The organism is Sphingobium sp. PNB (genome assembly GCF_019873065.1).
Lineage (GTDB): Bacteria > Pseudomonadota > Alphaproteobacteria > Sphingomonadales > Sphingomonadaceae > Sphingobium > Sphingobium fuliginis.
The window spans coordinates 63,938-85,093 of record NZ_JAINEZ010000012.1 but is presented as its reverse complement, the minus strand read 5'-3'; the positions used below and the strand labels follow the sequence as shown (position 1 = coordinate 85,093).

Here is a 21,156-nt window from a genome sequence, read left to right as displayed (position 1 = left end):
GAAAGCTCGTCGTCACCGCGAACGCCATGCTCAAAGCCGATCGATGCTGGACGCAATCTCCAGCTTGATCATCACGGATACTCTAACCGGCGCGCGTCACCCGGCCGAACAATATCTGATAGACGTCATCGCCGCCGTCCTCTTCGAAGGCCGCCATGACGCGGCGCAGATCGCGGGGAGGAAGCGGCTTTCTCCCCTCGCTCGGCACCACGGCGCCGATGCCCTTGAGATGGGCGATCAAACCCTTTGCGCCGCCGCATGGCAGGGCATATTCCTCATCGAAGGCGAAGGCGTCCTCATAGGGCGCCAGCATGGACCGCAATGCGGGTAGCGAAGGATAGTCGGGAATGCCCGGCCTCAATCCGGCGGCCTGATGCGCCGAACGCCAGCGGGCGAAGCTGCCCTGCCCCATGGTCGAGAAAAGCAGGCTGCCCCCCGGGCGCAGCAATCCCGCCAACCGTGCGATCGCGCTTTCCAGATCGTCGAACCATTGAAAGGCCAGGCTGGAAAGAATGAGGTCGAACCATTCGCCCTCGAAGATCGGCGCTTCCCCATCCATCGCCAGGAAAGTGCCCGCAATCAGTCCGCCCGTGGCAGCGCGGGCCAGCATGTCCGGCGACAGATCCGTCGCCACCAGTTCGGCGCCCGGCCAGCGCGCCTGGATGTCGCGTGTCAGAAAACCCGTGCCGCAACCGATCTCCAATATCCGGCCGACCCCGTCGGGCCTCTGCCGCTGCGCAAGATCGGCCACCAGCGCGGCGGCCAGCCGCTGCGGCCCGGCATGATCGTCATAATGCCCCGCAGCCGCGCCGAAAGCGTCGCTTATTCGTTGCTTGCGGTGGCCGTTCATGGCTAGTCGCATTGACAGAGCCGCACTCTCTTTTCCAGTCTTTCAAGGACCGCGCCGACCGATGACCGCCCTTTCCGCCCGGATTCCCGCCATGGACGTTCTGCGCGGCTGCGCGGTCATGGGAATCCTCTGGATGAACATCGCGGCCTTCGCCCTGCCCGAACAGGCCTATTTCAACCCCGCGGCGGCGGGGCCGCTGTCGACAGGAGACATTGCCTTCTGGACCGTCAGCTTCCTGTTGGTGGACGGCAAGATGCGGGCGCTGTTCTCCATGCTGTTCGGCGCGTCGATGCTGCTGCTGATCGACCGGGAGGAAATGGCCGGACGCGACGGACGACGGGCGCAGATGATCCGGGCCGGCTGGCTGTTCGTCTTCGGCCTTGCCCATTACCTGCTGCTGTGGTGGGGCGACATATTGATGATTTATGCGCTGGTCGGGCTGGCGGCGCTGCCATTCGCGCGCAGGGAGCCGCTGGCGCTCGTCAAATGGGCCTTTTTCTTCTTCCTGGCGCATTTCCTGATCTGTGCAGGCTTCATCGGCACGCTCTATGCCTGGGGCCATGCCGCCGCCGCACCCGATGCTCCCGGCCATGTCAGTGCGGGTTTCGCCGATTTCGTCGCTTCGCTTTCCGATCCGGACCACGCGGCCATCAGCAGCGAATATAGGGTCTATCGCGGCGGCTATGGCGGCATCCTCCTCCATCATGTCGCCCTGTTCGGCGGACAGTGGCTCACGACCCTGCCATTCGTCGCATTGGATACGCTGGGGTTCATGCTGCTGGGCATGGCGATGTTGAAGGGCGGTTTCCTCACCGGCCGATGGGAGGCGGAGCAATATTGGCGGACGGCGCGGCACTGCTTCCTGATCGGGCTGATTCCGATGGCGGCGCTGGCGGCGTGGATCGTTTCCAGCCGGTTCGCTCCGCTCACGGCATTGGGATCGGTATTGGCCTGGTCCTTCCCCTTCCGCATCCCGCTTGCCGTCGGGTGGGCGGCCCTGGTCCTGTGGCTGTTCACGCGCCACCCTGCCGCATCGTTGACCGGGCGCATCGCGGCCGTCGGCCGACTGGCGCTCAGCAACTATCTGGGCAGCAGCCTCATCATGTGCGGGATCTTCTATGGCTGGGGACTGGGACTGTTCGGCCAGGTTCCGCACCACAGGCTGCCGCTGTTCGTGATCGCGGCATGGGCGACGATGCTGATCTGGTCGCCCCTCTGGAAACGCCGATTCGCCCTTGGCCCGGCGGAGTGGCTGTGGCGCAGCCTTGCCCACGGCCAAACGCAAAAGATTCGCAACAGCGCCTGAATTCCTATTGCGACCTATTATCATCTGCGCTATCTCCCCCTCAGGAGATTTGCATGGTTGTCTGTGTCTGCAATGCCATCCGTGAAAAGGACCTGAAAGAGGTCGCCCGTGAAGGTTGCGCAACCCCTTGCAGCGCCTATGCGCGCCTCGGCCGGCGTCCGAAATGCGGCCAGTGCGTGCCCTTCGCCCGCACGATCATCGCGGCGGAGCGCGCCTCCATTTGAAGCCATTGCGAAGCAGGCGCATCGGATTGACGCGAACCTGACGCAATAGCGTAGCAGAAAATGGCGGATTTCCGCGGCTTTGCGGATTAACAAACGCCAGCCGAACGCTTATGATCCCGGCACTTTCCCCTACAGCCGGAGAAGAACGCCATGAAGGGCGACGCCAAGGTTATCGAATATCTGAACGAGGTGCTCAAGAACGAGCTGACCGCGATCAATCAATATTTCCTCCACTATCGCATGCTGAATCATTGGGGCATCGAGAAGCTGGCCAAGTTCGAATATGAAGAATCCATCGATGAGATGAAGCATGCGGACAAGCTGGCGGAGCGCATTCTGTTCCTTGACGGCTTGCCCAACTTCCAGTTGCTCGGCCGGCTGAAGATCGGGGAAACGGTGGAAGAAATCCTCAAAGCCGACCTCGAGTTGGAATATGAAGCCCTGCCGGTGCTGAAGGACGCCATCGCCTATTGCGAATCGATCCGTGACTATGTGAGCCGGGATCTGTTCCAGCATATCCTCGAAAGCGAGGAAGAGCATGTCGACACGCTGGAAACCCAGTTCGAGATGATCGAGCGCATGGGCATCCAGAACTATATCCAGCTGCAGAGCAAGGCTGCGGAAGAATAAGGGATCACGGGCGGGCGGGCCTATCCGGCATGCCTGCCCCGCCACTGACGCTTCGGATCAGCGGTGGGAATGACATTGTGCTCATGCGAAGACGGAAGCAGGCGTCATTCAGCCCATTTAAATCAGCGAATCGAGCAAACCGATCAGCGGCAGGTCGGCCGGCGGCATCTCCAGCGCATACATTTGCGCCGGCCTGACCCATTGCAGCGCGGTCGCATGACGCGCTTCCGCTATTCCTTGCCACTTGCGGCAGACATAGAGCAGCAGCAGCAGATGGCGGTCGCCCAGCGGCTCGCTCGCGAAGGTCGCGGGCGCCAGGCAGCTCGCATGGGTGCGAATGCCCAATTCCTCCTCCAGTTCCCGGATCAGCGCGGTTTCAGGCGCTTCCCCCGGCTCGACCTTGCCACCGGGAAACTCCCAGAGATACGCCATCGGCTTGCCTGGCGGCCGCTGCTGCAACAGCACGCGGCCATCCGCGTCGACCAGGGCGGCGGCGACCACCAGCAGAGGAGAAATTATCGTCATAATGGTTCCGCTTGAGGGGTTTGTTAACTCTGCCCCTTTTACAAGGGCATCGGGGGCTGTGTGTAAATGGGGTGCGGCATGCGGGCATTATTCAAAAATTTCAGCTTCTGGAAGCTGATCTACTGCCAGCGCGGAGCGACGGCGGTGGAATATGGGTTGATCCTCGCCCTCATCTGCCTGGCCATCATCGGCGCCCTGTCGAACGTCGCCAACAAGACCATCGGCATGTGGAACAATGTCGCGACGGAAGTCCTAGCGCATTAACCATTTATGTCTGACACCTGCTGCGCTCCATTAAATCTTTATCAACCCGCACTCTCTACACCGTCCGAAGCTGACCTTCATTCCAAGCGGGGGGCGGCCGGGTAGTTAAACGTGAAATTTGACGCAAGGAGACTTCCAATGCAGTTCATCCGCAAGATGATGAAGAATGAAAAGGGTGCAACCGCCATTGAATATGGCCTGATCGCCGCGCTCATCGCTGTCGCCGCCATCGGCGCCATGACCAGCCTGGGCGGCAAGCTCACCAACACCTTCAACAAGGTGTCGAACAGCCTGACCAACTAAGCTTAGGCTTTAGTTTTAAAAAGGGCGACGGAAGCAATTCCGTCGCCCTTTTCATTGCGCCCAGCTTCACCAGGTCACGATCTTCACCCGCTGCCCGGGACGCAGCACGCTATTCGCCGTCAGGGCGTTGATCGTCAGGAACCGGTCCAGCGGATAATCCGTATAGGCCATGCGCCTGGCCAGGGACTGGACGGTGTCGCCAGCCTTTACAGTCACGACATCGACCCGGCGAGGCTTGATCGCCGCCGCATCCTGGGCCGAAAGACGTTGTACCGACTGCACCATGGTGGAAAAGGGACCGATTCCCTGCCCCGCCGCCGTCAGCAGCAGGAAATGATAGGCTTTCCCGCCGCCGAAATCATAAGCGAAAACCGTCGCATCCACCTGGCTGGACTGGGTGCTGGCGCGAACGGTGCGCCAGGCTGCGGGCAGGCCGTTGACGGTGGTGCGCCGCACCTCTCCGGCCGGAACGCCGCCATTGCCGCCGCCCAGCTTCGCGAACACTGAGTCGATATAGGCGGACAGATCGCCCGAATAGGGTGCGGCGCTGAACTGCGCCTGGCCGCCCGACCCCACGACGCTGACGGCGCTCGCGCCATTTTCCATGCCGAAGCCCGATGGCGCGGTGAAGCTGACCCGCAAATCGGGATGGCGGAAGCGGCTGCCCTCGATCACGCCCTGTTTCGGATCGTCGCCATAGAGAACGCCGTTGAGGGCGTTCAGGAACGCGTCCCGGTTGCGGACCGTGCTGGTGGAGCCGCTGCCGGCTGCATTGCGTGACGCGCGGCCAACGCGCGAGGCGGGGTCGGGATGGGTGCTTGCCCATTCCGGCACCGAACGGGAACTGCCGGTGACCCGGGCATCCAGGCTGCTCTGCGCCGCGAGCGAGGCCAGCATGGATGACAGGGCCTTGGGATCGTAACCGCCCGACGCAAGATAGCGGATACCCAGATCGTCCGCCTCATATTCCTGGCTGCGCGAGAATTTGAGCGTCAGCAACTGGCTGCCTTGTCCGATCCCCTTCTGCAACATGCCGGTGAGCGCCGAATCGCCCAGCAGAGCGCCCGTCAGCACCTGCAACAGGGTGCCGCCAATGGCGTTGCGCTGCGCCGCCTGCTGCCGCCTCTGGCCATGCTGCGCCGCGACATGGCCAATCTCATGACCGAGCACGCCGGCCAACTCCGCCTCGTCGTTCATCAGCGCCATGAGCTGGCGCGTCACATAGACATAGCCGCCGGGAATCGCGAAGGCGTTGTTCACCGGCGAATTGAGCAGGGTGACGGTGAAGTCCCCCTGCGCATTGGACAGGCCGGACTGGACCGCGATGCGTCGACCCACGCCCTCCACATATTTCGCCTGCGGCCCGGTATAGGCGCCGCCAAATTCGTTGAGAAGCTGGGGATGCTGCTTGGCGCCCGCTTCCTTTTCCTGCGGGCTGATCGACGAAACCGTACGGATCGCCCGCTGCTGGCCGTCTGCGGACGGCGCGGCCGTCAGGACGATCAGGCCCAGCCCGGCGACAGCCAGAGATGATGTTCGTTTCACGGCGCCTCCTGCTACCCCTGTTACCTTCGCGTAACGAGCAATAGCAGGTGGATGTTCCCCGAAACAGAGGATCGCGCGGTCAGACGCCGATCGCCAGAAACTTGTCAGCGCGATCGGTACGCAGCGCATCGCCGCCAAGACCCGAGAGCGAATCCAGTTCCTCCCCGATCGCCGCGCCCAGATTGGCGATGGCCTGCACCGGCTCGCGATGGGCGCCGCCGACCGGCTCCGGCACGATCCGGTCGATGACGCCAAGCGCCTTCAGATGCTGCGCCGTCACCTGCATGGCGGTCGCGGCATCGCTCGCCTTTTCCGCCGTGCGCCAGAGGATGGAGGCGCAACCTTCGGGAGAGATCACCGAATAGACGGCATGTTCGAACATCAGCACGCGATTGGCCGCGGCCAGCGCCACCGCACCGCCGGAGCCGCCCTCACCCACCACGGCGGCCACCATCGGCACGCCCAGCGCCAGGCATTGTTCCGTCGAACGGGCGATCGCCTCCGCCTGACCGCGCTCCTCCGCCTGCACGCCGGGGAAAGCGCCCGACGTATCGACCAGCGTCACCACCGGCAGGCCGAAACGGTCGGCCAGCTGCATCAGGCGGATCGCCTTGCGATAGCCCTCCGGCTTGGCCATGCCGAAATTATGGCGGACGCGGCTTGCGGTATCGTCCCCCTTCTCATGACCGATCACCACCACGCGCCGCTCGCCCAGCGTGGCGAAACCGCCGATGATCGCCTGATCGTCGGCAAAGGCACGGTCGCCGGCCAGGGGCATGAAATTGTCGAACATGCCCGCGACATAATCCTTGAAATGCGGACGGTCGGGATGGCGGGCGACCTGCGTCTTCTGCCAGGGCGACAGCTTCGCATAGGTGTCGACCAGCATTTTGGAGGCGCGCTGCTCCAGCTTGTCGATCTCGCCGCTGATGTCGATGTCGCCCGCATTGGCGGTCGCGCGCAATTCGATGATGCGCGCTTCCAGTTCGGCAATCGGCTTTTCGAATTCGAGAAAACTAACCATGGCGCATGGCGTTAGGGCGCAGACGCTTCGCCGTCAACGCGCCGATGCGTCATGGAAGCCAGTGGATGGCGGCTGTTGACCAGTTCGACCAGCCTGCGGCTGTCGACATGGGTATAGATTTGCGTGGTGCCGATGTCGGCATGGCCCAGCATGGATTGCAGCGCGCGCAGGTCCGCCCCGCCTTCCAGCAAATGCGTGGCGAAGGCATGGCGCAGCACATGGGGGCTGACCCGATCCGGCGCGATGCCGGCAGCGGCGGCCAGCGCCTTCACCATCTGATAGAGGCGAATCCGGCTGACATGGCTCTTGCCCGACGGAAAGAGCCAGGGGCTGTCGGCCGGAACATGCGGCAGCCAGGCCGCCACGGCGGCGCGGGCGCGGTCTGAAATCGGCACCAGCCGCTCGCGCCCGCCCTTCCCCCTCAGGATCAGGAAGGGCCGATCGGATGCCAGGGCGCGGCGCGGCAGCGACACCAGTTCCGTCGCCCGCAGCCCCGATCCGTAAAGCAGCTCGATCAGCGCGGACAGCCGCAGGTCCAGCGGCGCGGGATGCTCGACAGCCAGCTTCGCCGCGATCAGGGCGAACAGGGATTCGACCTCGCCCGTCGAAAGGATCTTGGGCAGGGACCGGCGGGTGACGGGACGCGGCAGGGCAGCGGCAGGATTGTCGGCGCGCAGCCCCTCCTCCTCCAGAAAGGCGTAGAAGGCGCGCAGGGCGGAAGACTTGCGGGCGACGGAAGAGGCCGCCAGTTCCGCCCAGGCCGTCGCCAGTTCCGCCAGGCCATCCTTGGTGGCGACCGCCAGGCCGCCGACAAGGTCCGCCGCCCCCTGCAGGTCCGCGCGATAGGCCAGCAGCGTGTTGCGCGAGGCACCCCGTTCGGCCGCCATCATTTCCAGAAAGCGGTCGATAAGCGCGGCATCCTCTCCCATCAGAGCCGCGTCATCGCCTCCGCGGCGATCATCCGGGCTTCGGGGTCCAGCCCGACCCGATGCAGTGCCGCGACGATGTGGTAGAGGTGGAAGGCCGGGAGCCGGTTCCAGTCGGCCGTCTGCATGCCGACCGCCGCCAGCAGCGCGACGCTGCCCTTCTCGCCCCGGCCGGCCGCCGCATCGATGGCGCGCGACCAGCGGCTGGCGGCAGCCAGATCGAAACCATGATCCTGCGCCAGGGCCGCACCGTCCTGCGCATTGAGCCGCGACAGTCCCGCCAGCGCGGCGATCAGCATCTGCGCCTTGTGGGGATCGGCATCCTTGGCGAAGGAGGAAACCCGTCCCGACCCGATCTCCACCACCGCGCTCGGCGCACCGACCGCCAGCAAGGCCCAAAGGTCGGCCGCGCCGTCACCGTCCGCCTGCGCCGCAAGCCGCGACCATTGCGCCGCGCCGCGGTCATAACCGGCGGTGAACATGGCCGCGACCAGATTGGCGGCATCGCGCGCGCTCAGCTCCGAAACCGGCAGCGCCGCGGCCGCCCGCGCCGTCGCGATCAAGCCGACGAAATCCGGCCGCGCCTCATTCTGCCAAACTGTCCGCATCGCCTGGAGCCGCTCGTCCGTCCCCGATCCGGCATAGGCGGTACGCAGCGCGTCCACCCGGTCGGCCGCATTGGCGGGCACGTCGCCGTCGGATTGCAACTGGCTGTAGAAGCCAACCAGCGCCTGCGAGGAAAAGACGCCGAGCCGCGCCGCCACCTCTGCGCCCGGCAGGCGACGAACGGCGGACAAGGCAGGCGCACGCGCTTCCCAGGCGCGGACATGGGGCCCGACCGTGGCATAGAGATCATCGGGTATCTCGACATTGAGCGCCGTCGCGAGGCCGAAACGCCAGGCCGTGAGCCGGTCCACCGCGTCCCATTCGATCTTCACCGACCTGCGGGCGTTGAATCCGGTGCCCACGACCTTTTCCGCCAGCCGATAGTCGATGCCGCGCACCACGCCCCGCCGTTGCGCCTGGTTGAGCGCCCCGCTGGCCGAACCCTGATCTCCTGAAAGCGCCGGGCATATGGCGCGTGTCATGTCCCAGCCCGGCTCCTTGCTGAACCGCAGCGCGCCCGCCGACAGCGGACACAGTCCCGCCGGATCGGCCGTCGCCAGATAGGTCTGCATGGCGATGGCATAGAGGCGGGGGGTGAACCGGTCGGAATCGACGCTCTGCACCAGCAGGCGGGCGCTGTCCGCCTCCCCCATGCGCAGCAGCAGCCAGGCGCGTTCGGCCACCCAATCGGCGCCGTCGATGTCGCGGGGCGTATCGGTCGCGGACAAGAGCGCCCGGCGCAGCAGGATCGACGCCCAGCGGGAGGTGATCGGCGCCCGCGTTTCCTTCATCAATGCAGCAAGGAACTGGCCCGACTGCGCGCCGAAGGCATTGGGAGCCAGCCCCCGCTGCTCCGGCGTCAGCGGCCCAACGCGATCGAGTGAGCGATGGGCGTTTTCCGGCAGGTCGTATTTCTGCTTTTCGGCGGCCAGCTCCTCCTCGCTCATCGGTTCCGCCGCATTGTCCCCGGCCTCGTCCGTGATGGCGAAGCTGGGCGGCACGATGGGCGTGGCGGGCGTGGAGCCGACAGGCGGCGCGGGCGTGCCCGGCGCGGGGCGCGGCGGCTGCGTGCCGGGTTGCGGCGCTTCGGGCGCATCGCCGAAGCCGGGCGGCAGGAGCGATTCGGGCGTCTCCTGCGCCACCACCGGTAGCGCCAGAGCGAGCGCAAGCGTGCCCAGCGCCCATTTCGCATTCACCCGCCGTTGCGCCATGCCGTTTACTGGCCCAGCTTTTCGGCGGGAATGACCTTTTCCACGCGGGCCTGCGGCTTTTCGCCGCCGCGCGACCAGAGCAGGGCGATGATCCCCGCCAGCACAAGGACCGCAATGATGGGGATGATCGGCAGGGACGTCTTGCGGCGCCGGGAGCTGCCCTCAAAACTGCTATAGGAACGGTTGCGCTTCATGAGTCCTGTTCTGGCTGGCTATTCTGGCTGGGTCAAAGCTGAAGGAAAGTTGCGATTTGCCTTGTCGACGCGGGGATGTATAGCCCCGCTCGCCATGCAGCGAAACAGCAAATCCGCCAATGCGCAAGCGAAGCGCGGCCCCATCGTCCTGGTGGGCATGATGGGCGTGGGCAAATCGACCGTCGGGCGTCGGCTGGCGGCGCGGCTTGGCGTGGGCTTCGTCGATGCGGACGAGGAGATCGAAAAGGCCGCGGGCATGACGATCACCGAAATGTTCGAACGCTATGGCGAGGCCTATTTCCGCGATGGCGAACGGCGGGTGATCGCCCGGCTGATGGATGGGGAGCCCAAGGTCATCGCGACCGGCGGGGGCGCCTTCATGCAGGAAGAGACGCGGGCGCTGATCCTGGAGCATGCGCTGGCGATCTGGCTGAACGCCGACATCGACACGCTGGTCGACCGGGTGTCGCGGCGCGAGGGACGGCCGCTGCTGAAGGGCAAGGACCCGCGCGTCGTGCTGACCGAGCTGGCCACGATCCGCAATCCGGTTTACGCACTCTGCCCCATTCATGTGAAAAGCGCCGCCGCGCCGCATGACGTGGCGGTCGACAGCATCATGGAGCAGCTTTCCCAATGGCCATAGTCCGCGTCGCGCTGGATTCGCGCAGCTACGACATTCTGATCGAACAGGGCGTGCTGGACCGGGCGGCAACGCATCTGGCAGGCTATGCGCGCAATGGACGGCTGGTGGTGGTGACCGATCGGCATGTCGCCGCCGCGCAACTGCCCCGCCTGGAGGCCAGCCTGCGGGCCGCCAATGTGGCGGTCGAAGCGGTGGTCCTGCCACCGGGAGAGCAGACCAAGAGCTGGCGCCACCTTGAAGAGCTGCTCGATGCGCTGCTGGCGCTGGAGATAGAGCGCGGCGACCATGTGGTGGCGCTCGGTGGCGGGGTGATCGGCGATCTGGTGGGCTTTGCCGCCTCGATCCTGAAACGCGGCTGCCATTTCATCCAGGTGCCCACGACATTGCTGGCGCAGGTGGACAGTTCCGTCGGCGGAAAGACCGCGATCAATGCGAAGGCGGGCAAGAATCTGGTCGGCAGCTTCTACCAGCCCTCGCTGGTGCTGATCGATCCCTCGACGCTCGACACGCTGCCGGCGCGGGAGACGCGAGCCGGTTATGCCGAGGTGGTGAAATATGGCCTGATCGACGATCCCGCCTTTTTCGCCTGGTGCGAGGCGGAAGGGCATAGGCTGCTGTCCGGCGACGTCCAGGCGCGCGAATATGCCATCGAACGCAGCGTGGCCGCCAAGGCGGCCATTGTTGCCGATGACGAGCGGGAGACATCCGGACGGCGGGCCTTGCTGAACCTTGGCCATACCTTCGGCCATGCGCTGGAGGCGGACACCGGCTTTTCGGATCTTCTGCTCCATGGCGAGGGCGTCGCGGCGGGGATGGCTCTTGCCTTCCGCTATTCGGCGCGGCGCGGCCTGTGCCCGGCGGAGGATGCGGAGCGGGTGACGGCGCATCTGAAAGCCGTCGGCCTGCCGCACGACCTCGCCAGCGCGCATGTGAAGGCGGACGGCGCGGCGCTGGTCGCGCATATGCTGCACGACAAGAAGATGGCGGCAGGCACCCTGCCCTTCCTGCTGGCGCGGGGAATCGGGCAGACCTTCCTGTCGAAGGATGTCGTGCTTGATGATGTCGCCGCATTCCTGGACGAGGATCGCATGGCGGCGGGATGATGCCCGGGATGGCTGATAGGGATGGTCAGCCACCATTAAGCCCCTTCCCTTCAGGTTCAAACGGGGCATGTAACTCATTTGAAGGGTGGGGATGGGAAGTGCCCATAGGCTGAGACTGCGCGTGAGGCACGCCCCTCTCCCCTTAAGGGGGGCAAGCGTCAATATCCGCTTCTGGCGAAAACCCGCCTCTACCAACCAAATAAAAAGGGCGCCCCAGGAGGCGCCCTTCCCTATCCTTCACTTGAAGGCCGATTACTTCTTCAGCGTCAGGCCGCCGAAGCGCTTGTTGAAGCGTGCCACCTGGCCGCCCTGCTCAAGCTGGCGGGTGCCGCCGGTCCAGGCCGGGTGCGACTTGGGATCGATGTCGAGCGCCAGCGTGTCGCCTTCCTTGCCCCAGGTCGAGCGGGTGCGGAACGTCGTGCCGTCGGTCATCTGGACGGTGATGAAGTGGTAATCGGGATGCGTATCGGCCTTCATGGGTCTGCTCCGTTCAGGGGCCGGTTTCCGACCGGCCATGGATGCGAAAATCTGCGAAGGCGCGCGGTTACATGGGAATGCGCGCAAAAGCAAGGGGAAGAACAGGCGGTTCCCTGTATCAGTCGACCCGTCATTCCGGCTTGGGAGGAAGTGGCGGGAAAGTCGGGATCACCGCCGCGTTTCAGTCCACCGGCGGGTCGGCAATCATCGCGACGAAACTAGCCTCGGCGCAGAGCTTGCCCTCGACCATCGCCTTGCCTGTGAACTTGCAGACGCGGCCGCGAATCTGGACCAGATCGACATGCAGGTCGAGCAGGCAGCCCGGTTCTACCGGATTGCGGAACTTCGCCCCGTCGATGCTCATGAAATAGACGAGCTTGCCCGAACCGCGAAGGTCCATGGTTTCGACCGTCAGCACGCCAGCGGCCTGCGCCATGGCTTCGACGATCAATACGCCGGGCATGATCGGCCGGCCGGGGAAATGCCCCTGGAAGAAATCCTCGTTGATCGACACCGCCTTGACCGCGTGGATCGTGCTGTTCGGCACGAGCGAAATCACGCGGTCGACGAGCAGCATCGGATAACGGTGCGGCAACGCCGCCATCACCCCACGAATATCGATGGGGCCGATGGCGGCGGCAGCATTGTCAGACTGAACCGTCATCAAGCGATCAGCGCGAGGTCGGCTGCTGCGACGGATTGGCGGGAGCAGCGGCCGGAGCGGCAGCGGCCTGGCCCTGACGGCCCGGCTGCCAGCCGGCCGGCGGGGTGATGCCGACGCTGGGCACCAGCGCGTTGAGTTCGGTCACCACCGACTGGGTGATGTCGACGGTCGGCTGATAGGACACGGTCGCGTCGGGCGACAGGATCAGGTCGACCTTCGCCTTGGTCATGGCGGACTTCAGCGCATCCGACAGCTTGGCCGAAATCTGCTCCTCGACATAAGCGTTGGCGAGAGCGATCGGCTGACCCAGGCGCTGCAGTTCGGCCTGGCCGTCCTGACCGGCCTTCTGATAGGCCTCATATTGGGTCTGGATCGCCGGGGTCGGCTTGCCACCGGCTGCCTTCATCGCGGCTTCCAGGGCCGTGCCCTTGGCCTTGAGATCGGCGTCGATCGCATTCTTGCGTGCGGTAAAGCCGTCGATCTGCGCCTTGTAGGTGGTCTGGATCTGCGTGCGCGCGGTCGAATAGGCCGAGCTGGTGGCGACGGCGCGCTGCAGGTCGACGACGGCGATGCCGGTCTTCGACTGGGCAGCGGCCGGGACGCTGGTCAGCGCCATGGCGGTCATCGGCGCGAGAACCAGCGCCGCAGCCTTGAAAATCGTCTTCATCAGAATTGAGTCCCTACGTTGAAGCTAATGAGCTGAGTGTCGTCCCCTGGTTCCTTGAGCAGGGCCTTGGCGATGTCGATGCGGAACGGCCCGAAGGGCGAGTTCCAGTTGACGCCGAAGCCCACGGCGACACGCGGTTTCAGCGTATCGCCCAGATATTCCTCCTCGAACGGTCCGATGATGAGGGTCTGGTTGGTCCCGCATGTGCCGGGAGTCCCCGCCTCGCTGCGCGAACCGGTCGTGTTGTCGGCGCAGATGCCGTTCGAATTCGTCGTGCGGGGATTGCGCAATCCGGCGACCGCGCCGACGTCCGCGAAAATCGAGGGACGCAGGCCCATTTCACGCGCACCCGAGCCCAGCGGAATTTCCATTTCCGCCCGCGCCAGATAATAGACCTTGCCGCCCAGCGCGTCGTCGGAAACATTGTTGTTCCCTTCGCCCCGCACATAGGTGGTATTGCCGCTCGAGTCGGTCTGCGACTGCAGGTAATAGCGCTTCACGCGCGGGCCGATGCCGCGAATATCGAAGCCGCGAATCTGCGGATTGCCCAGGAAGAAGCGATCCGTCAGGCGAACCTTGTCGACCAGCTCGTTCGAAGCATCCCGGCGGTCGCCTTCAAGGCTGTGGATATAGCCGCCCTCCGCAGAGACGGAGAAGATGAACCCGCCGCCGACAGGCCAATATTTGGAGCCGTTCAACCGCGTGCGCACATATTTGACGCTGCCGCCCAGACCCGCGAAATCCTGGCTGAGAACGACATTATGGCCCCGTGTCGGACGAATGCGGTTGTCGCGGGTATCGTAGATCAGAGAATAGCCCAGCGACGACGTCGTCCGCTTGCCGATGGCGTCGCAAAGATAGCGTCCGGCCAGCAGCGGATCGCACTGAAGTCCCAGCGGACCTGCGCCATCGGGATCGGAGTAGTAGGTATCCTTGTCGAGCGTCACGTCGTCCAGATTCAACGTGTAACGCAGCGCCAGCGACATATATTCCGTGATCGGCACGCCCGCGCGAAGCTGGAAGCCGGTCGTCGTCTGTTCATAGGTCGTGTCGCGGTCGTTATTGTTCAGATAACGGAAGCTGTTGAGGTCGCGGCGATAGATGTCGCCGCCCAGCGCGATATTCTTGTCCATGAAATAGGGCTCGGTGAAGCCCACTTCCACCGACTTGGAATAAGCCGAATAATTGACGCTGGTGCGCAGTTCCTGGCCCTTGCCGCGGAAGTTGCGCTGGGTGATCGACGCCGCGACGATGAAACGCTCCAGCGAGGAGAAGCCGGCCGAAAGCGACAATTCGCCGGTCGATTTTTCCTGCACATTGGTTTCCAGGACGATGCGGTCCGGCGCGGAGCCCGGCTTCTGCTCAATGTCCAGCTTTTCCTGGAAGAAGCCCAGCGAATTGATGCGGTCCTTCGACCGCTTGACCAGGAAGCTGTTGAACGCATCGCCCTCCGCGAGGCGGAATTCGCGGCGCACGACCTTGTCCTGGGTCAGCGTGTTGCCGTTGATGTCGACCCGCTCGACATAGACGCGCGGCGCATTGGCGATGCGGAAGTCGATCCCCATCGTCAGCGTATCCTTGTCGCGCTGGAAGTCCGGCTGGACGTCCGCGAAGGCATAGCCGAACAGGCCCGCCGTTTCGCTCAGCGTGTCGACCGTGTCCTCGACCTGCTTGGCGTTGTACCAGTCGCCCTTCTTCATCGGCAGCATCTTGGTCAGCGAATCGCCGGACAGGTCGCGAATGTCGCTGTTGACCTTCACATCGCCGAATTTGTAGCGCTGCCCTTCCTCGACCACATAGGTGATGATGAAGTCCTGCTTGTCCGGCGTCAGTTCCGCCACGGCGGAGATCACGCGGAAATCGGCATAGCCTTCGGTCAGGTAGAACTGGCGCAGCTTCTGCTGGTCATAGGCCAGACGATCCGGATCGTAGCTGGTGCCCGACGAGAAGATGCGGAACCAGCGCGATTGCTTGGTCACCATCTGGCTGCGCAGTTCGCCGTCCTTGAACTTCTCATTGCCGATGATGTTGATCTGGCGGACCTTGGATTTCGGCCCTTCGGAGATTTCGAAGACGATGTCGACGCGGTTCTGGTCAAGCTGCACCATCTTCGGTTCGACCGTGGCGGCGAAGCGGCCCTGCCGGCGATACAGCTCGATGATGCGGGCGACGTCGGCGCGCACTTTCGAGCGGGTATAGATCTGGCGCGGAGCCAGTTTTATTTCGGGACGTATCTTGTCTTCCTTGAGGCGCTTATTACCTTCAAGGACGATGCGGTTGATGACCGGGTTTTCCTTAACCTCGACGGTCAGCGCGCCATTGTCGTTGCGGATCTGGACGTCGGCGAACAGCTCCGTCTCGTAAAGGTCGCGCAGCGCCTGGTCGAGCGATTCCTGGGTGAAGGGCTGGCCGATCCGCAGCTTGGTGTAGGACAGCACCGTATCCGGCTCCAGGCGCTGCTGGCCAGTGACGGAGATGGCGCGGATGGTTCCGGCGGCTGGAGCGACTGCCGGAACGGGCGCAGGCGCGGCAGCCGGCGGGGCATTTTGAGCCATCGCCGGGATCGCAGACATGCCCGCGATCATCGTCGTCGCCAACAGGGCCACGACGACCGGGCGCTGCCTGTTGCTGCTCATCATCGCTGTCACCCGCTCCACCTTCTACAAAAAAGCAACATGTCGTTCACGCCGGACCCATTCCGTTCACATCCGGAAAGACGGCGCCAAATCGCGTCCTCCTGCCCGATACGGCTCAGCCGATCAAGCCGGACAGACGATCCCAGAGGCCGAAAGAGGATAAATCGTTGAATGTTACCAGCACCATCATCGCCAGCAGGACCGCCAAGCCCGAGCGATAGGCCCATTCCTGCACCTGCGGACTGACCGGTCGCCGCTGTATCGCCTCCACCCCGTAGAACAGCAGATGCCCGCCATCCAGCATCGGGATTGGCAAGAGGTTGATGAACCCCAAGTTAATCGAGATGAGCGCCATGAAGAAGACGAAGCTCTCCACCCCCAGCGTCGCCGCCTGACCTGAAACCTCAGCGATCTTGAGCGGGCCACCCAGTTCCTTGACCGATCGGCCGCCCCCCACGATCTGGCCCAGCGTCTCCACCATGGTGCGGATGATCTGCCCCGTCCGCTCCACGGCGACGACCGGGGCTCGGGCCAGGCTGACGGGCTCGATCACCGGCTCACCCGGCGCGATGCCCAGCCGTCCGATGCGGAACTTGTTGCCGAAGCCATCATCTTCCTCGACCGCGCCGACCTTGCCCTGCTTCTCGAACAGCTTGCCCCGGCGGTCGACCACGATGGTGATGGGTTCACCGGGGCGGATCTGCGCGAACAGGCGAATATCGTCGAAGGTCGTCATTTCCCGCCCGTTGAGCGAGACGATGCGGTCGCCCGCGACGATGCCAGCCGCCGCTGCCGCGCTGCCGGGCTGCACCTGCCCGGCGACCGCGGGGGTACGGCTCTCGCCATGGACGAAGGCGAAGGTTGCAAGGATCGCCATGGCGAAGAGGAAGTTGATCGCCGGCCCGGCCGCGACGATGGCCGCCCGCTGCCATAGCGGCTTGGCAGGGAAGCTCTCGGCCCGTTCGGCGGCGGGCATTTCCAGCCAGCGGGGATCGGTCTGGCTCGCCGCGTTCATGTCGCCCTTGAAACGCACATAGCCGCCCAGCGGCAGCGCCCCCAGGCGCCAGCGGGTGCCGCGCCTGTCCACCCAGGCCGCGATTTCCGGGCCGAATCCGATGGAAAAGGCCTCCGCCTTCACCCCGCACCAGCGGCCCACCATATAATGGCCCAGCTCATGCACGAAGACGAGCGGTCCGATGACCGCCACGAATGCGACTACGGTCAACAGGAAACCGGGATTCTGGATCAAGCGGTCAATCTTTCCATCACTTGTGCAGCCATATTACGCGCCTGCGCATCCGCTTCCAGCACATCGTCGATCTGGCGGGGCACAGGCGCGCTATAGCGGTTCAGGACATCCTCCACAATCATGGCGATATCAAGGAAGCCTATGGCGCCTTTGAGGAAGGCGGCAACGGCGACCTCATTGGCGGCGTTCAATATGGCGGGCGCTGCGCCGCCCGCCTCCGCCGCCTGCCGGGTCAGCCGCAGCGCGGGGAAGCGATGCTCATCCGGCGCCTCGAAATCCAGGCGGCCGATCCGGGCGAGGTCCAGCGGCTGGCAAGGGGTGGCGATCCGATCGGGCCAGGCCAGCGCATGGGCGATGGGGATGCGCATATCGGGCGAGCCAAGCTGCGCCAGGGTTGAGCGGTCGCGATATTCGACCATGGAGTGGATGACCGATTGCGGATGGACGAGGATCTCGATCCGGTCGAGCCCGACCGGGAAGAGATGCGCCGCCTCTATCAGTTCCAGTCCCTTGTTCATCATCGTCGCGCTGTCGACGCTGATCTTCGCACCCATGGACCAGTTGGGATGGGCGACGGCCTGCGCGGGGGTGATGCCGCGCATCTCCTCCCGGCTGCGGGTGCGGAAGGGGCCGCCGCTCGCGGTCAGGGTGATCCTTGCGACATCTTCCATGCGACTGCCCGCAAGGCACTGGAATATGGCATTATGTTCGCTGTCGACCGGCAGCAGCGTTGCGCCCGACGCACCGACCGCGTCCATCATCAGCGCGCCCGCCGACACCAGCGATTCCTTGTTGGCGAGCGCGACCGTGCCACCCGCCTTCAACGCCGCCATGGTCGGGCGCAGCCCCGCGCAACCGACGATGGCGGCCATGCTCCAGTCCGCGCCTGCACCGGCCACGTCGACCAACGCGCCTTGGCCGGCCGCCGCCTCCGTCCCGGAACCGCGCAGCGCATCCTTCAGCGCGTCATAGCGCGTCTCGTCCCCGATCACCGCGATCGCGGCATTGCTCTGCCGCGCGGCGGCGGCCAGACCCGCCACATCGCCATGCGCGGTCAGCGCAACGACGCTGTAGCTGTCCGGATCGCGCTGGATCAGGTCCAGCGTGGACATGCCGACCGATCCGGTCGCGCCGAAGATCGACACCTTCTTCATGGCAATTGCACCAGGATCATATAGCAGATCGCGGCCAGCGGCGCAGCGGCGACCACCCCGTCCAACCGATCCATCACGCCACCATGGCCGGGCAGCAGCGTACCGCTATCCTTCACCCCTGCGCGGCGCTTCATCCAGCTTTCCAACAGGTCGCCCAGTTGCGCGGCGACCGCCAGCAGGCCGCTTGCCGCGGCAAGCTGAACCGGCAGGTCCGCGAACCGGTAGAGCAGGAAACCCACGGTCAGCGCCGCCAGCACCCCACCGCCAAGGCCGGCCCAGGTCTTGGACGGGCTGACGCGCGGAGCCAGCTTCGGCCCGCCAATGGAGCGGCCAGCGAAATAAGCGCCGATGTCCGTCGCCCAAACAAGGCCCAGCGCCCAGAGGGTCAGCAGCAACCCCTGAAGATTGGGCGCCTGTTCGCGCAGGAAAAGCAGCGCCATCACCGGCACGACGATATAGGGCACGCCCAGCGCCAGCTTGACCGACCGGCCCACCAGCGCGACGAAGAAGAAGGCGGCCGCCATCAATGTGAAGGCGAGCCAGGACACGCCGGCCGCCGCCGGACAAAGGATCGCCAGCGGCACCGAGACGGCGAACATCGCCAGCTTGCGGTTCTCCGGCGTGGCTCCGGTCAGGTCGCCCCACTCCCCCTGCATCAGCACGCCCGCCACGGACAGCAGCATCCAGAAAAGGAAGCCGCCCGAAAACAGGGCCGCCAACGCTACGAGGATGAGCACGACGCCGACGATGGCGCGGGTGCGAAGCTCGCTCGACATGCCTGTCACAGCCCGCCGAAACGGCGGTCCCTCAGGCGGAAAGCGTCCAGTGCGGCAGCCAGCGCCCGCCCGTCGAAATCCGGCCACAGCATGTCGGTGAAATAAAGCTCCGCATAGGCGGCCTGCCATAGCATGAAATTACTGAGCCGCTGCTCGCCCGAGGTGCGGATCATCAGGTCGAGCGGCGGCAGGTCTGCGGTGTAGAGCGCCGCATCCACATCGGCGAGGCCGATCTCCTCCGCCGCGATCTCGCCGGCGGCCACGCGGCGCGCCAGCGTCTGCGCCATGCGCACCAGTTCGTCCTGCGCGCCATAGTTGAGCGCTATGGCAATGATCGGCCCGCTATTCCCCGCAGTCCGCGCCACTGCATTGTCGATCAGCGCCACCAACGCAGGATCGAGCGCCCGATAATTGCCGATGATGCGCAGCCGCACGCCATTGGCATGGAATTCGTCAAGGTCGGACTGGATGAAATGACGCAGCAGGCCCATTAGGTCCGCCACCTCGCCAGCCGGACGCTTCCAGTTTTCCGAGGAAAAGGCGTAGAGCGTCAGGCATTCCAGACCCAGTTCCCGCGCGGCGCGGGCGACGCGGCGCACCGCCTCCACCCCCGCCCGATGGCCGGCGATGCGGGGCAGGAAGCGCTTCTTCGCCCAGCGTCCATTGCCGTCCATGATGATGGCGACGTGACGAGGCGTGGCCGTTCCTGGCGGAACATCCTTGGGGCGCGCGCCATGGGCTGGCGCGCCGCTGGTCAGATCGGTTTTGGCTTGGGTGGCCATTAGACAGGAATGCGTGCTTTGGCCGCGAAAGGAAAGCCCCGGATCACTGACCGAGAATTTCCTTTTCCTTCGCCGCAGCCGCCGCGTCGATGTCCGCGATGGTGCTGTCGGTCAGCTTCTGGACTTCGGTTTCCTTGCGCTTGCGCTCGTCCTCGCTGATCTCGCCCTTCTTCTCGTCGGTCTTCAGGCTGTCCATGCCGTCGCGGCGGACATTGCGAACGGCGATCCGGGCGCCCTCGGCATATTTGCTGGCGAGCTTGGCGAGTTCCTTGCGGCGCTCCTCGGTCAGGTCGGGGATCGGCAGGCGCAGCGTCTGGCCGTCGACGATGGGGTTAAGGCCCAGCCCCGCCGAACGGATCGCCTTGTCCACCGGGCCGACATTGCTCTTGTCCCACACCTGCACGGAAAGCATGCGCGGTTCGGGCGCGGAAACGGTCGCGACCTGATTAAGCGGCATATGCGCGCCATAGACCTCGACCGTCACCGGATCGAGAAGCTGGATATTGGCGCGGCCCGTGCGCAGGCCCGACAGATCGCCTTTCAGCGATTCCAGGGCACCCGCCATGCGGCGTTCGAGGTCGGCCTTGTCATATTGAGCCATTTTGTTTCAGCGCTCCTGATTTTGCACGATCGTCGCCACACCGTCCCCGGCCAGCACCTTGGCCAGATTGCCGGTTTCGCGGATGTTGAACACGACGATGGGGATATTGTTTTCGCGGCAAAGGGCAATGGCGCTCGCGTCCATGACCTTCAGATTGTCGTTCAGCACCTGGTCGAAGCTGATCGCTTCATAGCGGGCCGCATCCGGCACCTTCTTGGGATCGGCATTGTAGATGCCGTCGACGCTGGTCCCCTTGAACAGGGCGTCGCAATCCATTTCGGCCGCCCGCAGCGCCGCCGTGGTGTCCGTGGTGAAGAAGGGGCTGCCGGTGCCCGCCGCGAAGATGACGATCCGGCCCTTTTCCATATGCCGCACCGCCTTGCGCCGGATATAGGGTTCGCAGACCGAAGCCATGGGAATGGCGGACTGGACGCGCGTGTCGTAGCCCAGCTTCTCCAGCGCATTCTGCACGGCGAGCGCGTTCATGACGGTGGCCAGCATGCCCATATAGTCGGCGCTCGCCCGGTCGAAACCCTTGGCGGCGCCCGCCAGACCCCGGAAGATATTGCCGCCGCCAACGACGACGCACAGTTCGAACCCCGCATCCTTCGCCGCCGCGATCTCGCCCGCGACGCGGTTCACCGTCTCCGGCTCGATGCCGAACTGCCCCTGCCCCATCAGCACTTCGCCCGAAAGTTTCAGCAGGATGCGCTTGAAGGCTGGGCGAGACATGCGGGGCAATATTCCTTTTATGATCGGGCAAGGAAATGGCGCGCACCTTAAGCAGCGCGCGCCA

Annotated in this window: 24 protein-coding genes; 7 read left to right on the top strand and 17 right to left on the bottom strand. The window is 64.7% G+C overall.

Annotated features, from left to right (window positions below; genetic code table 11):
- Positions 1–82: 82 nt before the first annotated feature.
- Positions 83–850, bottom strand: a complete 768-nt coding sequence (locus K7W03_RS06670) for a methyltransferase domain-containing protein (RefSeq protein WP_222885845.1) — start codon at positions 848–850, stop codon at positions 83–85.
- 61 nt (positions 851–911) lie between these two features.
- Between K7W03_RS06670 and K7W03_RS06665 the strand changes: the two genes are divergently transcribed.
- The 3 genes from K7W03_RS06665 to bfr all read left to right on the top strand — a co-directional run bounded on the left by K7W03_RS06665 (position 912) and on the right by bfr (position 3,010).
- Positions 912–2,156 (top strand): DUF418 domain-containing protein, encoded by a 1,245-nt coding sequence (locus K7W03_RS06665; protein WP_222885844.1) that lies wholly within the window; start codon positions 912–914, stop codon positions 2,154–2,156.
- Positions 2,157–2,209: 53 nt separating this feature from the next.
- A complete protein-coding gene (locus K7W03_RS06660) occupies positions 2,210–2,380 on the top strand; it encodes a bacterioferritin-associated ferredoxin (RefSeq protein WP_025547882.1) in 171 nt (56 codons plus the stop codon).
- A gap of 150 nt (positions 2,381–2,530) precedes the next feature.
- On the top strand, positions 2,531–3,010 hold the full coding sequence (bfr, locus tag K7W03_RS06655; protein WP_025547881.1) for a bacterioferritin: 480 nt from the start codon (positions 2,531–2,533) through the stop codon (positions 3,008–3,010).
- Between the two features lie 117 nt (positions 3,011–3,127).
- Here bfr and K7W03_RS06650 read toward each other — a convergent pair whose 3' ends face one another.
- Entirely contained in the window at positions 3,128–3,535 is a 408-nt protein-coding gene (locus tag K7W03_RS06650; protein ID WP_099186326.1) for a (deoxy)nucleoside triphosphate pyrophosphohydrolase, read from the bottom strand.
- Between the two features lie 78 nt (positions 3,536–3,613).
- Between K7W03_RS06650 and K7W03_RS06645 the strand changes: the two genes are divergently transcribed.
- Positions 3,614–3,799, top strand: coding sequence for a Flp family type IVb pilin (locus K7W03_RS06645; RefSeq protein ID WP_061938928.1), 186 nt, complete (start codon positions 3,614–3,616; stop codon positions 3,797–3,799).
- A gap of 138 nt (positions 3,800–3,937) precedes the next feature.
- Entirely contained in the window at positions 3,938–4,102 is a 165-nt protein-coding gene (locus K7W03_RS06640; protein ID WP_025772654.1) for a Flp family type IVb pilin, read from the top strand.
- A 66-nt stretch (positions 4,103–4,168) separates the two neighbouring features.
- Here the strand turns inward: K7W03_RS06640 and K7W03_RS06635 are convergent, their stop codons facing one another.
- From K7W03_RS06635 to K7W03_RS06615, 5 genes are all read right to left on the bottom strand, one after another.
- A complete protein-coding gene (locus K7W03_RS06635) occupies positions 4,169–5,647 on the bottom strand; it encodes a M48 family metalloprotease (protein ID WP_222885843.1) in 1,479 nt (492 codons plus the stop codon).
- A 79-nt stretch (positions 5,648–5,726) separates the two neighbouring features.
- Positions 5,727–6,671 carry an acetyl-CoA carboxylase carboxyltransferase subunit alpha gene (locus K7W03_RS06630; protein WP_025547878.1) on the bottom strand — a complete coding sequence of 315 codons (945 nt, stop codon included), beginning with the start codon at positions 6,669–6,671 and terminating at the stop codon, positions 5,727–5,729.
- Positions 6,672–6,682: 11 nt separating this feature from the next.
- Positions 6,683–7,600 (bottom strand): tyrosine recombinase, encoded by a 918-nt coding sequence (locus tag K7W03_RS06625; protein ID WP_044661803.1) that lies wholly within the window; start codon positions 7,598–7,600, stop codon positions 6,683–6,685.
- Positions 7,600–9,414 (bottom strand): hypothetical protein, encoded by a 1,815-nt coding sequence (locus tag K7W03_RS06620; protein WP_222885842.1) that lies wholly within the window; start codon positions 9,412–9,414, stop codon positions 7,600–7,602. The genes K7W03_RS06625 and K7W03_RS06620 overlap by 1 nt, the downstream gene beginning before the upstream one ends.
- A 5-nt stretch (positions 9,415–9,419) precedes the next feature.
- A complete protein-coding gene (locus K7W03_RS06615) occupies positions 9,420–9,608 on the bottom strand; it encodes a hypothetical protein (RefSeq protein ID WP_044661801.1) in 189 nt (62 codons plus the stop codon).
- A 94-nt stretch (positions 9,609–9,702) separates the two neighbouring features.
- Between K7W03_RS06615 and K7W03_RS06610 the strand changes: the two genes are divergently transcribed.
- Together K7W03_RS06610 and aroB are read left to right on the top strand one after the other, a co-directional pair.
- Positions 9,703–10,251, top strand: coding sequence for a shikimate kinase (locus K7W03_RS06610; protein ID WP_222885841.1), 549 nt, complete (start codon positions 9,703–9,705; stop codon positions 10,249–10,251).
- Positions 10,242–11,354: a 3-dehydroquinate synthase gene (aroB, locus tag K7W03_RS06605; protein ID WP_222885840.1), complete on the top strand. Its 1,113-nt coding sequence runs from the start codon at positions 10,242–10,244 to the stop codon at positions 11,352–11,354. The genes K7W03_RS06610 and aroB overlap by 10 nt, the downstream gene beginning before the upstream one ends.
- A 252-nt stretch (positions 11,355–11,606) precedes the next feature.
- Here aroB and rpmE read toward each other — a convergent pair whose 3' ends face one another.
- The 10 genes from rpmE to pyrH form a co-directional block, all read right to left on the bottom strand.
- The gene (gene rpmE / locus K7W03_RS06600; protein WP_007687040.1) at positions 11,607–11,831 is read right to left on the bottom strand and encodes a 50S ribosomal protein L31; all 225 of its coding nucleotides are present in this window, start codon (positions 11,829–11,831) and stop codon (positions 11,607–11,609) included.
- A 181-nt stretch (positions 11,832–12,012) separates the two neighbouring features.
- A complete protein-coding gene (gene fabZ / locus K7W03_RS06595) occupies positions 12,013–12,495 on the bottom strand; it encodes a 3-hydroxyacyl-ACP dehydratase FabZ (RefSeq protein ID WP_025547869.1) in 483 nt (160 codons plus the stop codon).
- 7 nt (positions 12,496–12,502) lie between these two features.
- Positions 12,503–13,162, bottom strand: coding sequence for an OmpH family outer membrane protein (locus tag K7W03_RS06590; RefSeq protein WP_025547868.1), 660 nt, complete (start codon positions 13,160–13,162; stop codon positions 12,503–12,505).
- The gene (gene bamA, locus K7W03_RS06585; protein WP_048576148.1) at positions 13,162–15,801 is read right to left on the bottom strand and encodes an outer membrane protein assembly factor BamA; all 2,640 of its coding nucleotides are present in this window, start codon (positions 15,799–15,801) and stop codon (positions 13,162–13,164) included. The genes K7W03_RS06590 and bamA overlap by 1 nt, the downstream gene beginning before the upstream one ends.
- A 112-nt stretch (positions 15,802–15,913) precedes the next feature.
- Entirely contained in the window at positions 15,914–17,047 is a 1,134-nt protein-coding gene (gene rseP / locus K7W03_RS06580; RefSeq protein WP_222885839.1) for an RIP metalloprotease RseP, read from the bottom strand.
- Positions 17,044–18,201 (bottom strand): 1-deoxy-D-xylulose-5-phosphate reductoisomerase, encoded by a 1,158-nt coding sequence (locus tag K7W03_RS06575; protein WP_025547862.1) that lies wholly within the window; start codon positions 18,199–18,201, stop codon positions 17,044–17,046. Before K7W03_RS06575 ends, rseP begins: the two co-directional genes overlap by 4 nt.
- Positions 18,198–18,977 carry a phosphatidate cytidylyltransferase gene (locus K7W03_RS06570; RefSeq protein WP_025547861.1) on the bottom strand — a complete coding sequence of 260 codons (780 nt, stop codon included), beginning with the start codon at positions 18,975–18,977 and terminating at the stop codon, positions 18,198–18,200. The genes K7W03_RS06575 and K7W03_RS06570 overlap by 4 nt, the downstream gene beginning before the upstream one ends.
- A 5-nt stretch (positions 18,978–18,982) precedes the next feature.
- Positions 18,983–19,759 carry an isoprenyl transferase gene (locus K7W03_RS06565; RefSeq protein ID WP_103001481.1) on the bottom strand — a complete coding sequence of 259 codons (777 nt, stop codon included), beginning with the start codon at positions 19,757–19,759 and terminating at the stop codon, positions 18,983–18,985.
- A 43-nt stretch (positions 19,760–19,802) separates the two neighbouring features.
- Entirely contained in the window at positions 19,803–20,360 is a 558-nt protein-coding gene (gene frr / locus K7W03_RS06560) for a ribosome recycling factor (RefSeq protein ID WP_025547858.1), read from the bottom strand.
- Positions 20,361–20,366: 6 nt separating this feature from the next.
- Complete coding sequence (gene pyrH / locus K7W03_RS06555) at positions 20,367–21,092, bottom strand: UMP kinase (protein WP_020821031.1); 726 nt, start codon at positions 21,090–21,092, stop codon at positions 20,367–20,369.
- Positions 21,093–21,156 lie beyond the last annotated feature (64 nt).

What these genes read in the sequence shown, in the direction of transcription:
- K7W03_RS06590 (WP_025547868.1), bottom strand. Translation starts at nt 13,162, where the DNA reads ATGAAGACGATTTTCAAGGCTGCGGCGCTGGTTCTCGCGCCGATGACC.
- K7W03_RS06575 (WP_025547862.1), bottom strand. Translation starts at nt 18,201, where the DNA reads ATGAAGAAGGTGTCGATCTTCGGCGCGACCGGATCGGTCGGCATGTCC.
- K7W03_RS06665 (WP_222885844.1), top strand. Translation starts at nt 912, where the DNA reads ATGACCGCCCTTTCCGCCCGGATTCCCGCCATGGACGTTCTGCGCGGC.
- K7W03_RS06645 (WP_061938928.1), top strand. Translation starts at nt 3,614, where the DNA reads ATGCGGGCATTATTCAAAAATTTCAGCTTCTGGAAGCTGATCTACTGC.
- K7W03_RS06565 (WP_103001481.1), bottom strand. Translation starts at nt 19,759, where the DNA reads ATGGCCACCCAAGCCAAAACCGATCTGACCAGCGGCGCGCCAGCCCAT.
- pyrH (WP_020821031.1), bottom strand. Translation starts at nt 21,092, where the DNA reads ATGTCTCGCCCAGCCTTCAAGCGCATCCTGCTGAAACTTTCGGGCGAA.
- K7W03_RS06570 (WP_025547861.1), bottom strand. Translation starts at nt 18,977, where the DNA reads ATGTCGAGCGAGCTTCGCACCCGCGCCATCGTCGGCGTCGTGCTCATC.
- bfr (WP_025547881.1), top strand. Translation starts at nt 2,531, where the DNA reads ATGAAGGGCGACGCCAAGGTTATCGAATATCTGAACGAGGTGCTCAAG.
- K7W03_RS06610 (WP_222885841.1), top strand. Translation starts at nt 9,703, where the DNA reads ATGCAGCGAAACAGCAAATCCGCCAATGCGCAAGCGAAGCGCGGCCCC.
- K7W03_RS06620 (WP_222885842.1), bottom strand. Translation starts at nt 9,414, where the DNA reads ATGGCGCAACGGCGGGTGAATGCGAAATGGGCGCTGGGCACGCTTGCG.
- K7W03_RS06670 (WP_222885845.1), bottom strand. Translation starts at nt 850, where the DNA reads ATGAACGGCCACCGCAAGCAACGAATAAGCGACGCTTTCGGCGCGGCT.
- frr (WP_025547858.1), bottom strand. Translation starts at nt 20,360, where the DNA reads ATGGCTCAATATGACAAGGCCGACCTCGAACGCCGCATGGCGGGTGCC.
- rpmE (WP_007687040.1), bottom strand. Translation starts at nt 11,831, where the DNA reads ATGAAGGCCGATACGCATCCCGATTACCACTTCATCACCGTCCAGATG.
- K7W03_RS06625 (WP_044661803.1), bottom strand. Translation starts at nt 7,600, where the DNA reads ATGGGAGAGGATGCCGCGCTTATCGACCGCTTTCTGGAAATGATGGCG.
- K7W03_RS06615 (WP_044661801.1), bottom strand. Translation starts at nt 9,608, where the DNA reads ATGAAGCGCAACCGTTCCTATAGCAGTTTTGAGGGCAGCTCCCGGCGC.
- aroB (WP_222885840.1), top strand. Translation starts at nt 10,242, where the DNA reads ATGGCCATAGTCCGCGTCGCGCTGGATTCGCGCAGCTACGACATTCTG.
- K7W03_RS06630 (WP_025547878.1), bottom strand. Translation starts at nt 6,671, where the DNA reads ATGGTTAGTTTTCTCGAATTCGAAAAGCCGATTGCCGAACTGGAAGCG.
- bamA (WP_048576148.1), bottom strand. Translation starts at nt 15,801, where the DNA reads ATGATGAGCAGCAACAGGCAGCGCCCGGTCGTCGTGGCCCTGTTGGCG.
- K7W03_RS06660 (WP_025547882.1), top strand. Translation starts at nt 2,210, where the DNA reads ATGGTTGTCTGTGTCTGCAATGCCATCCGTGAAAAGGACCTGAAAGAG.
- K7W03_RS06640 (WP_025772654.1), top strand. Translation starts at nt 3,938, where the DNA reads ATGCAGTTCATCCGCAAGATGATGAAGAATGAAAAGGGTGCAACCGCC.
- fabZ (WP_025547869.1), bottom strand. Translation starts at nt 12,495, where the DNA reads ATGACGGTTCAGTCTGACAATGCTGCCGCCGCCATCGGCCCCATCGAT.
- K7W03_RS06650 (WP_099186326.1), bottom strand. Translation starts at nt 3,535, where the DNA reads ATGACGATAATTTCTCCTCTGCTGGTGGTCGCCGCCGCCCTGGTCGAC.